Genomic DNA, 13557 nt, shown 5'->3' on the forward strand with positions numbered 1-13557 from the left:
GATGTTATCGGATATCGTAATTTATTGCGAGAATCTAAAAGATAAATTTATATGTTTAATAAACAAAGAGGTTTTATAAAATGGAAGACGCAGAAATTGTTTTGATGTTCTCTTTATTGGCAATTCCTTTTGCCATCTGGTTACAATTGTGGGTGAAAGATCGCAGAGAGAAACGAAGAAATACGTTGGGTGATGAAGAGTTTGAGAGTACAGCGGGAGCATTTGCATCGATCGTTATAGAAGGCACTGCCATTATAGGGGGACTTATTATGATAATTATGGCTACCAGCGGGGTAGGCAAGTATATTCTCAATTTTTATTTATGAAGCGTGTGCCAGCATGACAGAAAATCCGGGTAATCACTTGATGCCCGGGGTTTCTTGTGATTGGCTCCCGAGTGTTAATGGTAACTTGAATGATGGTGGCTTTTATTAGTTTAAGAGGTAACATCACCGGTTGATCGAGTTCTTGACTGCTTTGTTTTGGATTTTGTTTCAGTGGTTTTTTTAGGAGCTTTTTGTTCAAATTCGAAGCCTATTTTTCCATCAGGATTTCTGACCAAATAAGCCGAAAAGGGTCTTCCTTTTTTGGAAATGAACTTTGTTAATAAATCAGTTTTTCCAGTTTCCAGTAATTTGGTGATTTGTGCACGATCAATTGGACGCGTAAGAATAATTTTTCCGGTTTTAAAATCGCAGGTACGAGTTGGCCCGACAGATTTTTCACAAACATACTGCATGCCGTGTTCATAAACTGCATGATTGCATTTTGGGCATTTGCCAAGCGAAAGTTGCTCACTAAAATCGACTTCTTCTTGATTCTCATCATTGTTACCAAAATCGAATTTCATTTCCAGAGTATCCGTAAGTCTGATGATGGCATTAAACGATTGTCCCATTTTGCTTCGGAAACCTTGCAATGGACCAACTTCACGTTGAGTAATCAATGTTTCCATTTCTTCAACTTCAAATTGGCGACCAGCAAGAATTTTCCAAAGCGCAAAATCACACTTCTGGCATTGAAATTTTTTATAGGTTTCATGTACGATGTCACCGCACTTCGGACAAGGGGATTTCAAGACAGCGAAATCACCTGCTATGGTTTCGCCACGATGAGTCTTTGCTTGTTCTACAATATGCCGCGTCATCTCGGCAATTTTCTCCATGAATGCAGTGCGTTTTAGATGACCCTGTTCAATCTGGCGTAACTGAAATTCCCAATTGCCTGTTAATTCAGGTGAGATAAGTTCGGGAATTTTAAGGCCGCGTAATAACGTAATTAATGAAGAGGCCTTTGCCGTTGGATGTAATTCACGGCCAACGCGCTGAATATAATTTTCGAAAACCAAGCCTTCAATAATTGCAGCGCGGGTTGCTGGCGTACCCAAACCTTTTGCGCTCATCGCAGCGCGCAGCTCTTCATCTTCTACGAGCTTTCCGGCGCTCTCCATGGCGGAAAGCAGTGTTGCCTCATTAAATCTCGCAGGTGGGCGAGTTTGAGTTGCGATAATGTTGATGGTTTTTGTATTGACAGATTCACCGGGAGTAATAGCGACGAGCGTACTGTCATCTTCCGCACTATCTAACTTAATTGATTTTCCATATACTGCCTGCCAGCCAGGATTTACCATGACTTTACCTTCAGTTTTAAAAGGTTCATTTTCAACCCGGGTAATGCGAGTGGTGACCAGAAATTCTGCGGCTGGAAAAAAGATGGCTAAGAAACGTTTTGTAACCAGATCGTAAAGCTTCGCTTCCGCTTCATTTAACTTTGTTGGATTTAATGAAGTCGGGATAATGGCAAAGTGATCTGAGATTTTAGCGTTGTTGAAAATACGCTTATTGGGAATAACCCAGTTTGATGCCAGAATTTGCTGGCAAAATTTACCATAGTCGGTGCTTTCCAGATTCTGCAAAGTTTCTTTAACGGTATCGATATAGTCTTCCGGTAGGGCGCGTGAGTCCGTTCGTGGATATGTCAGCACCTTGTGTTTTTCATACAATGCTTGAGCCAGGCCGAGCGTTGCTTTAGCTGAAAAACCAAATCGGCTATTGGCGTCACGCTGCAAACTAGTCAAATCATAAAGTAATGGACAGATTTCTTTGCTGGGCTTGCTTTCTTCTTCAGCATGACCAGATTTTCCCTGACATTTGTCACGGATAATTTCTGCTTTTTTTTGCTCCCAAAGTCTTTCCGGCTTTGACTCCTGATTGATTTTATCCTTGACGAATTTCTCATCAAACCATTTACCGGCATAATTGCCGCTACTGGCTGTAAATGTAGCGTGAATTTCCCAGTAATCTTGTGGGCGGAATTTTTTTATTTTTTCTTCGCGTTCAACAAGAATTGCCAAGGTGGGAGTTTGTACCCGCCCAACCGTGGTTTTATGAAATCCCCCTTCCTGCGAGTTAAAGGCAGTCATGGCACGCGTACCATTAATTCCGACTATCCAGTCTGATTCTGAGCGGCTGACAGCGGCTTCCGCAAGCGACTTGACTTCGTCACTGTCCATTAGTTTGGTAAAGCCTTGACGAATCGCATCGGGTGTCATGGACTGCAACCAAAGGCGTTTTACAGGTTTGTTGGTGCCGACATGGCGCAGAATGTAATAAAAAATCAACTCGCCTTCGCGGCCGGCGTCGCAAGCGTTTATCAATGAATCGACGTCTTTACGTTTGATAAGCTTGCTCAGTAGCTTCAGACGTGAGGATGTTTTCTCTATCGGATTCAAATCAAAATGCGGAGGAATCACGGGCAAATTTGTAAAACTCCACTTACCACGCTTTACTTCATATTCTTCAGGGATAACTAGCTCGAGTAAATGACCTACTGCTGAAGATATGATGTATTGATCACTCTCGAAAAAATCAGTATTTTTGGTGAAGTTGCCCAGCGCTCGCGCGATATCTGCTGCTACTGAGGGCTTTTCAGCAATGATTAGAGATTTACCCATGAATTTTCCGAGAAAAATAATTTGCTGGCTCTATATTGTCGCGCATGATTATTGATAACTGTGAAATATGAATCAAGCTTACTGGATGAGTGTGTTTGCTGCATTTACTCAAGCGGTTATTGGGTATAAAAAGAATGCGATTTAGTTTTAATGACGATAATGAGAGTCACTGACAATTAATAATTTTTCCAGTATGGTATCGTCAGTAAGCTGGTTCTGGATCCATAGTTCTGTCAAAACAATCAGTTTAATTTTTTCAAGACTGGGTGAGTTTTCATGCATCATCAGTACGCGATCAATTAATAACTCTCGTTGCAGCGGATTAATAATGCCGGCTTGTTCCAGAAATAAAATAAATCCTCGCCCTTCAGTATCAATTTTCTCTATTTCATATTCGGTAAAGCATCGGAAGGAATTGTTCCTGGCAAAGCTGGCTGGGTAATTACCAATGTCATGGCGCTCAAGTTCAGAGAGCCAACTAAGTGTTTCGCTAATATCCTCGTCGGCAAATCCAGCCATGGTGAGTTTGCGTGTCAGTGTTGCAGAGTCAGGGTAGCTTCCTGAATCAAAATAATTTTCAAATAAATAAACGAGTATATCGAACATAATTGTGTCTATAAATGCGAATCTGTTTGCAGATGAACGGTTTTAGTTAATGGCATCAAATGTCATTCAATTCGTTGATACCACCCTCCTGGTAGACTGCTGATTTGACCGTCAAGCTCAAGTGTTAATAGCATGGCTGATACAACCTCAGCAGTCAAGCCGCTACGTGCGCACAAAGTATCAATATTGACGGTATCGTAACCTAGGTATTTGAGTAAAAGAGAGTTTTCTGTTGATTGCGCGCTGGTGAATTCTTTTTTTCTGACAGGTGCGGCATCGATTAATGCCAGATGACTTAATTCATCTAAAATATCTTGTGTATTTTCAACCAATTTTGCACCTTGCTTGATTAATGCATGACAGCCTTTTGAAAGAGGGGAATGGATAGATCCTGGAATTGCCATTACTTCGCGACCCTGTTCTAGAGCTTGGCGTGCTGTAATCAATGAACCGCTTTGCAATGCAGCTTCTACTACTAGGCAGCCCTGGGTCATGCCACTGATGATGCGGTTTCTGCGCGGAAAATTCCGGCCTATGGCGGGTGTGCCCAAGGGAAATTCAGAAATTAGCGCACCTTCTTTCGCGAGTTTATGAGCTAAAGGGTGATTTTTTGCTGGATAAACAATATCTAATCCTGTTCCTACAATGGCTATGCTGGCGGCAGAGCCACGCAAGCCGCCATGGTGAGCGGCAGTATCTATGCCAAGCGCCATGCCGCTGATAATACAAAGCCCGGCATTGCTCGCGGCTTCTGAAAATGCCTCTGCATTGGATAAACCTTGCGGCGTTGCGTTACGGCTTCCAACAACTGCCAAAGCAGGCTGCTGGAGAAGTTCGCGTCGGCCTTTAAAATAAAGTAATGGAGGAGGGTCCGCAATATTGAGCAATTGTGCCGGGTAATCGGAATCAGCCAAAGTAATGACTGCGTTAATAGGATCTTCCAGCCATTTAAGTGCATTTATAATATTATCGTGTTCGGCGCCTTGTTTAATGCGATGAGCCGTTGTTTTTTTTACAATGCGTTCAAGCGCTGTGACATGCGCCGAAAGGATTGCTGCAGGGTTGCCAAAAGCAATCAAAAGCCGACGGATAGATTCGCCGCCCAAACCGTCAATCAGATGAAGACTTAGCCATGATTCAATATCAGATGCATATTTCATGAATGTGCAGCTATTATTTCAAGGTGTTTTGACTGCATCCAGTATTTTAATGGAATGTGTGCTTTGAACGACCAGCGCGTAAGATATTTTGTCAAAAACGCGAAATACGAATGCCAACCCCGTTCTTTCATCAGGCAATTGTACCGTTTCCCCTGTCAGAGATTTAGCTTGGCTTGTTCGGAAAATAGCAAGCACATGCCCCATCTCCAAGCCATCCAACTCACCTTTATTCAAGGTAACGATGGCGCCTTTGCCAATTTCGGTGACACCACCATAGACTGAAATGATTCGTCCATTGATTGGAAAATCTGGCGCATGGGGTGCGTAGTTATTGAATATGTTATCAGGTGCGGGAACCAAACGATCTCCATTCAGGATTTCTTCCGCGGCCCGCGTGATAGTGACTGTGCTAACATCGGCAAATACAGTAGCTTTGGCGTTGCCTAAGTAAGTTGCTTCGTAGCCGAGAATCTGGTCTTTTTGATCGGGATCTTTTAACGTTTTGCCAGGACGGAAAATTTGCCATGTCGAACCTTTATCTTTTGGTAATCCACTGATATAAGCTGTATTGCCTGTACTTAGAACAACTCGATTGTCGCTGGAGCCTAAGATATAGGGTGCATTGTCGAGACCATCTTTTTCAATAACTAGCGGTTGACTGAGAAAAGGCTCGATGGCAGCGGCTGGGATACTGGGTATGGCAGCATCATCTGATAGTTCCGAGCGAATCTTTGGAGATAATTTGACCGTCCTAATTTCATCTTCATTATCCTCGAGGCTCAATCGAAGTCCGTAGGGTGTTTTTCTCAGTACTACAATATCACCGGGATAGATTCTGTGAGGATTTTTTACCTGTTCACGATTGAGTCCCCAGATTTCAGGCCAACGCCAAGGGTCGTTAAGAAATCTGGAAGCAATCCCCCATAGCGTATCGCCTGGCACAACGACATGACGATAGGGAGTATCGCTTCGTAATAAGTTATTCTCAGCATTGACTGGTGGAATAGAAAGCAGACTCAGGAATAAAATCATAGCTATAATAGGCTTTCGCATGGACGATCCCCGTTAAGTTATTAACTTGCAGAATAATTGACTAATGATACGGTCTAAATGCGGCATTGAGTTTATTTATCTACATAATTTTTTCATGGCTATTTTAAAAATATTACAATACCCTGACGAAAAACTACATACTGTAGCGATTCCTGTTGCGCAAGTCACTGATAAAATCCGTGCGCTGATAGATGATATGGCAGAAACTATGTATGCTGCACCTGGGATAGGGTTAGCCGCAACACAAGTGGATGTACATGAGCGCGTTATCGTTATTGACACTTCAGAGGCGCGGGATGAATTGCTCGTTTTGATTAATCCTGAAATCATTGCGAGCAGTGGTATATCTGATTTTGAAGAAGGCTGCCTGTCAGTACCAGGTATTTATGGAAAAGTGCAGCGTGCTGAGCTTGTTACGGTTAAAGCTTTAAATGCTCAAGGTGAACCATTCGTTTTGGATGCCGATGGATTGCTGGCGGTGTGTATTCAGCATGAGATGGATCATTTGGCGGGTAAAGTGTTTGTTGAATATTGGTCCCGGCTTAAACAAGCACGCACTTTGGCAAGATTAAAGAAAAAACTGCGTAGTACAATGTAAGCGCGGAAACTTACATGAAAATTATTTTTGCCGGAACCCCTGTTTTTGCTGCTGCTGCATTGGAAGGATTGATCCATGCGGGACATCAGATTGCGATGGTTTTAACCCAACCAGACCGGCCGGCCGGAAGAGGGATGAAAACGGTTGCGAGTGCAGTCAAGTTGTTGGCTCAGCAGCATGATCTTGCGATACTGCAGCCACCGACACTTAAAACGCCTGAAATACAAGCACAATTAGAGGCGCTACATGCGGATGTGATGATCGTCGCGGCGTATGGATTGATTTTGCCACAAGCAGTGTTAGATGTTCCTCGCCATGGCTGTTTAAATATTCACGCTTCGATTTTGCCACGCTGGCGTGGCGCCGCGCCGATTCAACGGGCGCTTCTGGCTGGTGATGATGAAACTGGTATTACAATCATGCAAATGGATGCAGGGCTCGATACGGGTAACATTTTACTGAAACACGAAATGAAGATCGCGCCGGACGATACCACGCAATCACTGCATGACAGGTTGAGTCTATTAGGTGCTTTGAGTATTGTTGAAACCTTGGTTCAGCTGCAGCAAGGAAAGCTTGTTCCAGTTGCTCAGAATGAGGAACAAGCTTGCTATGCCACTAAAATAACTAAGGCAGAAGCTGAAATTAACTGGCGGCTTCCAGCTGAGCAGATAGATCGGGTGGTACGTGCGTTTAATCCAACTCCGGGAGCCTATACATCTTTCCAAGGAATGGTTTTGAAGATTTGGCAGGCAAAAATAGTGGCGGGAGAACCCGGACAACCAGGTGAAATTGTTGCGGCAAATCGAGACGGTATATCAGTAACATGCGGCTTTGGCCTGTTACAAGTGGAAATGTTACAGAAACCGGGTGGGAAAAAGATGAATGTGGCGGATTTTCTGACGGGCAATAACTTTCAACCGGGTGAATGCTTTACTTTGGTTAATTATTCATAGAGTATGATCAAAACGCAACTTGCTGCGGCTTCTATAGTGGGTAAGGTGCTAGCTGGAGCAAGCCTGACCGAGGTGTTGCAGGATGTTTGGCGTGTGGAATCTTCGTTGTCGAAGCAGCAGAGAGGTGCCATTCAGGATTTAAGTTACGGAGTGTTGCGTTTCTATGGGCAACTGGGAGCAATCCTAGAGCTCTTACTGAAGAAGCCGTTACGCGATAAAAGTTTGTATCATCTGCTGCTGGTAAGTTTATATCAATTGCAATATAGCCGGGTGTTGTCGCACACTGTGGTAGATCAGGCAGTCTCAGCTTCACGTTGCTTAGTGAAGGGTAGCGGAATGCAAGGATTGGTCAATGCGGTGTTACGCAATTTTATCCGGCAACAGGAAAATTTATTGAGACAAGCTGCTGAAAAAGAAGTTGGGCGTTATTCGCATCCGCAGTGGTGGGTCAATAAGTTGCGTTGGCAATATCCGGAAAATTTTGCAGCTATACTGAGAGCAAATAACAAACGCCCCCCAATGACTCTGCGGGTTAATCGGCGAAAGATCAGCGTGGAGGATTACCGCGATTTGTTGGCAGAAAATGGGATTCAGGCTGAATTATTATGGCCAGGTGCACTTCAATTGAGTCAGCCGCTTAGGGTGGAATCTCTGCCGGGTTTTGCAATGGGATTGGTGACTGTGCAAGATGCAGGTGCACAACTTGCTGCGCCACTGCTCGATGTGCATGATGGCATGCGGGTGTTGGATGCTTGCGCTGCTCCCGGAGGTAAAAGCACGCATTTGCTGGAGTTGGCGAATATATCGCTGTCGATATTGGATAATGATCCAGAGAGGCTGATCCAGGTGCAGCAAAATCTTGAGCGTTTGAGGATGACATCAGAGCGATTAATTTGCGGTGATGCGGCGAATCCTGATGAATGGTGGGATAAGCAACCCTATGATCGAATTTTGGCTGATGTGCCGTGTTCTGCATCGGGCGTGGTATGCCGACATCCTGATATTAAATGGCTCCGGCGCGAGAGTGATTTGGCTAAGTTTGCTGTATATCAACAAGCAATTCTTGATGCATTGTGGGAAACCCTAAGGAAGGATGGTAAGTTGCTTTATGTGACTTGTTCTATCTTCGCGGAAGAAAATACAATGCAAATGGAGAGATTTCTTAAACATCACTCTGATGCGTGCCAATTACCGATTTCTGTGGCGGCGATGGTTGATGGACAACTGTTACCTGATACTCAACATGACGGCTTCTTTTATACCTTGCTGCAAAAAAACTGATCGGTATATGGATCGAGTGAAGATATCGTATGCCAGTTTGGCTTTCTTATGGTTGATTTTGCTGTTGTCAGCAGCTACTGTACAGGCGGAGGGTATCCGGATAAAGAGTGTCAATTTAGCAGCAGCGGGTGGAGGTTATGAAATCAGCGTAGATTCTGAAATTGCGCTTAACCCGACGTTGGAACAGGCGCTTGAGAAAGGTATTGTACTTTACTTTGTATTCAGATTCAGTTTGGTTGATGAGCGCTGGTATTGGCTGGACGACGAGGTAGTGCGCGGCAAGTACAGAGTCGGATTGAGATATTATGCACTGACGCGACAGTATCATTTAAATCACGCTTCGTTCTCACAGAGCTTTAACACGCTCACTGAAGCATTGCAGGTTATGGGTCGATTGCATGATTTTACCTTGACGGTTAAATCAGAATTAAAGCAGGACACGGATTATATCGCGTCACTGCGTATATGGCTCGATCTGACACGTATGCCCAAGCCATTTCAGGTCGAGGCCTTTGGTTCCAGTCGATGGAATTTGAGTTCAGACAAGTTGGAGTGGAGCATGAAGTTACCTACACCGGGGCAATCCTTCCAAATGAAGGGTCAGTAATGAAATATGTACTCATTATTGGCGCAGGTGTGGGGGCAGTCATGTTGTTTTTGCTTGCTACAGCAGGTGCCAATACGGAGTTTTTTGAGCGTAAGTACCGCTTGCTATTGGTTATAAATGCGGCTTTTGTACTTTTTCTCATGGCAATCGTTGCAATATTGTTGTGGCGATTCAGGCGTAGACTTAAATCAGGTGTGTTTGGATCTAAGCTGGCGTTACGATTAATGCTGGTTTTTTCACTGATGGCCATACTTCCTGGTGCTTTGGTTTATGCTGTGTCAGTTCAATTCCTTGAGAAAAGTATTGAATCCTGGTTTGATGTGAAAGTGGATCGCGCCTTGGAGGGAGGATTGAGTCTTGGCCAGACTATGCTGGATAACTTGTTGGAGGAGCTGCAAAAAAAAGCACAAGCTACAGCGTTGATGTTAGCTGGAACATCTAATCCGCCTCTGCTGGTGCTCAACGAATTATTGTTACAATCTCAGGTGGAAGAATCGACTTTATTTAGCCAGGATGGCAAGGTGATCGCATTCTCAAGCGAAAGTAATCTGGCGTTATTTCTAGAAAAGCCGAACACGATGGTAATGCGGCATATAAGGATCCAGAAAGCCTACAGTGCGGTTGAATCGTTAGCTGATAAAGGCTTGTATTTGCGTGTGGTTGTGCCTGTCAATGTATTGAGCTTGAAGGAAGATATCCGGGTTCTGCAGTTATTGCAGCCGGTTCCCGCGCAGTTGGCCAAAGATGCTGAGCGAGTGCAGGCCGGGTTTCGAGATTACCAGGAGCTTACATTGTCTCGCCACGGATTAACGCGATTGTATAGTGTGACATTGACGTTGGCATTGTTATTATCATTATTTTCAGCGCTGGCAACGGCATCATTGCTTAGTGAGAAGTTAAGTGCTCCACTCGGTATGTTAGCTGAAGGGACGCGCGCTATTGCGCAGGGTGATTACAGCCGCCGCCATCTGGTTCAAAGTAGCGATGAATTGGGTGTATTGACGGAATCATTTAATTTGATGACGCAGCAATTGCAGGAGGCGCAAGCAGTTGCGCAGCATAATCAGCAGGAAGTAGAAAGTGCTCGGGCACATCTGGAAAGTATCCTGGCAAATCTTTCATCCGGTGTATTAGTATTCGATGATCAATTGGCTTTATCTAAAGCAAACCGTAGTGCAGAGCAAATACTTCAAACACCTTTAATCAGTTTGGATGGTTCAATTATTGAAGGGTGTGTAACCAATGAGCCGCAATTGGATACGTTAATTGCTGAAATTAGAACGGGTTTTAATTCAGAAGAGGCAGGTGTTTGGCAGCGCCAACTAACACGCTCGGAAGATGGCCGTAACCAGGTTTTGTTGTTGCGGGGTACGCGACTACCTAAGTTATCGGGCGGCGGCGGTGTGGTGGTTTTTGACGACATTACTAGTTTACTCCAGGTGCAGCGTGCTGTAGCTTGGGGCGAAGTAGCGCGGCGTCTTGCACACGAAATTAAAAATCCGTTGACGCCGATTCAACTCTCTGCGGAGCGGGTGCAGCATAGGTTAATTAATAAACTCGACGAAGAAGATGCCAAAATATTAAAGCGCTCAACTGAAACCATTGTTAATCAAGTCGAGGCGCTAAAGAAAATGGTCAATGAGTTCAATCAATATGCACGTACTCCTGAACTGGAATTGCGGCCGTTAGATTTTAACCAGCTGGTTCGTGAAGTGCTGTCGCTCTATGAAACTGGAAGTATGGCGGCTGAAAATAGTAAGCACATACAAATCACACAAGAATTGGCAGAAGAATTGTCGGAGGTTAGGGGAGATTCTGCGCAATTACGCCAAGTACTGCATAATTTATTGCAGAATGCACAGGATGCGTTAATCGATGCTTTGAAACCCGTGATAGAAGTAAAAACCGAAACAGTGCACGGAGGTGTGCAGCTAAGTGTACGTGATAATGGCTGCGGCTTTTCGGAAGAAATCAGAGCGCGTGTTTTTGAGCCCTATGTTACGACTAAACTGAAGGGTACAGGCTTGGGTTTACCTATTGTCAAGAAGATTATTGAAGAACATGATGGGTTTATTCATATTGAAAATATGAAGCCGCATGGTGTGCAAATTTCAATCATCCTGCCTGCGGTGGAAAAAAATAAAGCTGTAGGAAATAACAGATTGACATTAAACTAAATTATCGAGTCTGTAAATATAGAAAAGGCGAGCAGGATATTCCATGTGTTGGTGCTCGTTAATCATAAACTCCGAATCCAAAAGTGTGCATGAACTTTTACGTTAGCCGTAAACTAGCTGATTGAATCTCAGTCGTGGAGAGAATTCTAGATGATAACAAACAATACAATACTCATCGTTGATGACGAAATTGGTATACGCGAATTGCTGTCAGAAATTTTGCGTGATGAAGGATATCGTGTGGCGTTGGCAGAAAACGCTGAACAAGCGCGTATCTGGCGGGATCAGACGCGCCCTGATTTGGTTTTGCTGGATATCTGGATGCCTGATACTGACGGTATTACTTTGCTAAAAGAATGGGTTAGTAATGGAATGTTGACGATGCCAGTGATCATGATGTCGGGGCACGGCACTATTGATACAGCAGTTGAAGCGACGCGTATTGGTGCATTTAGTTATCTGGAAAAACCGATACCACTGCAAAAATTGTTAAGTACCGTTAGCAAAGCGTTGCGAGGTGGGCAAAGTAAACAGCAATCAGCGCTTTCTCTGGCTAGCTTGGGCAAAGGTAATTTGATTGCAGATCTGCGGAAAAGATTGGAGCAAGTAGTCAATCTGAAAGCACCTGTGCTACTGATGGGAGAGCCTGGTGCAGGGGCCGAAATATGCGCTCGCTTTATGCATCGCCCCAATACACCGTGGGTAGAACCCGAGACATTGACTTTATTGGCAGAATCACCACTAGACTTATTAGAGCCTGCACGTGATGGTTTATTATTTCTCAAGGAGGTGGGTGAAATCAGCAAATTAGCACAAAAGGGTTTGTTGCTGTTACTAAATAAACTGGAAAAATATAATGTACGGCTGGTTTGTGCGACATCGCACCCAATAGCAGAATTAACTGCGCAAGGCGCTTATCATCCCAAGTTATATGAAGTATTAAGTGGTTTAAGTATTGGTATTCCTGCGTTGAGAGCGCATCGGGAAGATATCCCTGAATTAGCTAATCAAATTTTATCGCGCTTTGTTGAATCAGGTGAGGCTTCATCAACATTGCAGTTTACTACCGCTGCGCTGAATTGCCTGCGCAATTATGACTGGCCGGGAAATCTTACGCAACTAACGGGTGTGGTCCATTCATTGGCATTAACATCTACCGGTGATGAAATTTCAGTCGAAGCGGTGCAGCAGGCAATGGTTTTTCCGGAATCGTCTTCCACATCGGTTGCTCCGGAAATTCCTCTTGATCTTTCATTGCGCGAAGCGCGTGATTTATTCGAAAAAACTTACTTTGAGAGATTGATTGATCAAGAAAATGGGAATATGACGCGCGTGGCGGATCGAGCTGGGTTAGAGCGTACGCACCTTTATCGCAAAATAAAATTATTGGGGATTAAGTTGCGGGGAAATTGATTCGCAGTAAGTGGGTGATTGCTCGATAGCTGATTAGTCCTAGACTTAAGGTCTCTAGGGAAGAAGCCGGAGATGGAATATTGCAAGTTGTAAGAAAAAACTTTACAATCGCTGCCTTTTATATTTTTCTCCATATTCACAAAAAAATTCTTTGTGTTAGCGCATTGAGTAGTATAGTAGCCAAGCTTTCTCTATAATATTTTGTGAATGTGCTGAAACATTTTATTAACCCGTAGCATATTGTTGTTGAAAGGATGTCATGTTAAGTGGTTTTTCCAGTCGTAAGAAGAAACAATCTAAGAAGCAATCGCTTAATTTATTTATATTTTTTCTACTGATATTTTTATCCCTAGGGTTCCAATCCGTTTCAATCAAAGCTGAATCAATTTCATATCCTGTACAGTTTTGTGGGAGTGTCAATCTGTGTAGTGCATGCTAAGAACTTTGCACGGTTAGAGTCATTTTCAGGTGCAGATGATGATGTAATAATGTTCTGAATCATATTGTTGAGTTAATTGATATGAGTTTTTCAGAGCTTGATGTCACCCGCCGCACCCGCAAAGGAAACTTTCTTAATCAAATCGATTACCTGATTGATTGGGAACCGATAGAGAAGCAATCGCTGAACATTGTGCCCCTCCACATATGACGCCGTAGGCCGTCCTGGCTATCCCGGGTTGCTGCTGTTCAAGATGTTACTGGTAGGAATCTGGCACGGTGGACTCAGTGATGAATCCGTTGAAGACAGGGCTA

11 protein-coding genes are annotated in these 13557 nt (G+C 43.9%); 7 read left to right on the forward strand and 4 right to left on the reverse strand.

The features are described from left to right. The first annotated feature begins 80 nt into the window (after nt 1–80). A complete protein-coding gene (locus QZV86_RS07725; protein ID WP_292920108.1) occupies nt 81–326 on the forward strand; it encodes a hypothetical protein in 246 nt (81 codons plus the stop codon). Between the two features lie 110 nt (nt 327–436). On the opposite strand, the gene QZV86_RS07730 is transcribed toward QZV86_RS07725, so the two are convergent. The 4 genes from QZV86_RS07730 to QZV86_RS07745 all read right to left on the reverse strand — a co-directional run bounded on the left by QZV86_RS07730 (nt 437) and on the right by QZV86_RS07745 (nt 5772). Then, nucleotides 437–2953, reverse strand: coding sequence for a DNA topoisomerase III (locus tag QZV86_RS07730; RefSeq protein ID WP_295625794.1), 2517 nt, complete (start codon nt 2951–2953; stop codon nt 437–439). Nucleotides 2954–3100: 147 nt separating this feature from the next. After that, nucleotides 3101–3559: a DUF494 domain-containing protein gene (locus QZV86_RS07735; protein WP_295625796.1), complete on the reverse strand. Its 459-nt coding sequence runs from the start codon at nt 3557–3559 to the stop codon at nt 3101–3103. A gap of 62 nt (nt 3560–3621) precedes the next feature. Next, the gene (dprA, locus tag QZV86_RS07740; RefSeq protein WP_295625798.1) at nt 3622–4719 is read right to left on the reverse strand and encodes a DNA-processing protein DprA; all 1098 of its coding nucleotides are present in this window, start codon (nt 4717–4719) and stop codon (nt 3622–3624) included. Nucleotides 4720–4737: 18 nt separating this feature from the next. Next, on the reverse strand, nt 4738–5772 hold the full coding sequence (locus QZV86_RS07745) for a LysM peptidoglycan-binding domain-containing protein (protein ID WP_295625801.1): 1035 nt from the start codon (nt 5770–5772) through the stop codon (nt 4738–4740). A 94-nt stretch (nt 5773–5866) separates the two neighbouring features. On the opposite strand from QZV86_RS07745, the gene def reads away from it, so the two are divergent. The 6 genes from def to QZV86_RS07775 all read left to right on the forward strand — a co-directional run bounded on the left by def (nt 5867) and on the right by QZV86_RS07775 (nt 12804). Further along, the gene (gene def, locus QZV86_RS07750) at nt 5867–6370 is read left to right on the forward strand and encodes a peptide deformylase (RefSeq protein WP_295625803.1); all 504 of its coding nucleotides are present in this window, start codon (nt 5867–5869) and stop codon (nt 6368–6370) included. Between the two features lie 14 nt (nt 6371–6384). Next, a complete protein-coding gene (fmt, locus tag QZV86_RS07755; RefSeq protein WP_295625805.1) occupies nt 6385–7326 on the forward strand; it encodes a methionyl-tRNA formyltransferase in 942 nt (313 codons plus the stop codon). A 3-nt stretch (nt 7327–7329) separates the two neighbouring features. Then, on the forward strand, nt 7330–8607 hold the full coding sequence (gene rsmB / locus QZV86_RS07760; RefSeq protein WP_295625807.1) for a 16S rRNA (cytosine(967)-C(5))-methyltransferase RsmB: 1278 nt from the start codon (nt 7330–7332) through the stop codon (nt 8605–8607). A gap of 7 nt (nt 8608–8614) precedes the next feature. Further along, a complete protein-coding gene (locus QZV86_RS07765; RefSeq protein ID WP_295625810.1) occupies nt 8615–9214 on the forward strand; it encodes a DUF4390 domain-containing protein in 600 nt (199 codons plus the stop codon). Then, nucleotides 9214–11391 carry an ATP-binding protein gene (locus QZV86_RS07770; RefSeq protein ID WP_295625812.1) on the forward strand — a complete coding sequence of 726 codons (2178 nt, stop codon included), beginning with the start codon at nt 9214–9216 and terminating at the stop codon, nt 11389–11391. The genes QZV86_RS07765 and QZV86_RS07770 overlap by 1 nt, the downstream gene beginning before the upstream one ends. A 150-nt stretch (nt 11392–11541) precedes the next feature. Next, nucleotides 11542–12804, forward strand: coding sequence for a sigma-54 dependent transcriptional regulator (locus tag QZV86_RS07775; protein ID WP_295625814.1), 1263 nt, complete (start codon nt 11542–11544; stop codon nt 12802–12804). Nucleotides 12805–13557: the final 753 nt, after the last annotated feature.

The organism is uncultured Nitrosomonas sp., from assembly GCF_902826915.1.
Classification (GTDB): domain Bacteria; phylum Pseudomonadota; class Gammaproteobacteria; order Burkholderiales; family Nitrosomonadaceae; genus Nitrosomonas.

Coding starts and splice junctions, on each gene's coding strand:
- QZV86_RS07725 (WP_292920108.1), top strand. CDS start 81: ATGGAAGACGCAGAAATTGTTTTGATGTTCTCTTTATTGGCAATTCCT.
- QZV86_RS07730 (WP_295625794.1), bottom strand. CDS start 2,953: ATGGGTAAATCTCTAATCATTGCTGAAAAGCCCTCAGTAGCAGCAGAT.
- QZV86_RS07735 (WP_295625796.1), bottom strand. CDS start 3,559: ATGTTCGATATACTCGTTTATTTATTTGAAAATTATTTTGATTCAGGA.
- dprA (WP_295625798.1), bottom strand. CDS start 4,719: ATGAAATATGCATCTGATATTGAATCATGGCTAAGTCTTCATCTGATT.
- QZV86_RS07745 (WP_295625801.1), bottom strand. CDS start 5,772: ATGCGAAAGCCTATTATAGCTATGATTTTATTCCTGAGTCTGCTTTCT.
- def (WP_295625803.1), top strand. CDS start 5,867: ATGGCTATTTTAAAAATATTACAATACCCTGACGAAAAACTACATACT.
- fmt (WP_295625805.1), top strand. CDS start 6,385: ATGAAAATTATTTTTGCCGGAACCCCTGTTTTTGCTGCTGCTGCATTG.
- rsmB (WP_295625807.1), top strand. CDS start 7,330: ATGATCAAAACGCAACTTGCTGCGGCTTCTATAGTGGGTAAGGTGCTA.
- QZV86_RS07765 (WP_295625810.1), top strand. CDS start 8,615: ATGGATCGAGTGAAGATATCGTATGCCAGTTTGGCTTTCTTATGGTTG.
- QZV86_RS07770 (WP_295625812.1), top strand. CDS start 9,214: ATGAAATATGTACTCATTATTGGCGCAGGTGTGGGGGCAGTCATGTTG.
- QZV86_RS07775 (WP_295625814.1), top strand. CDS start 11,542: ATGATAACAAACAATACAATACTCATCGTTGATGACGAAATTGGTATA.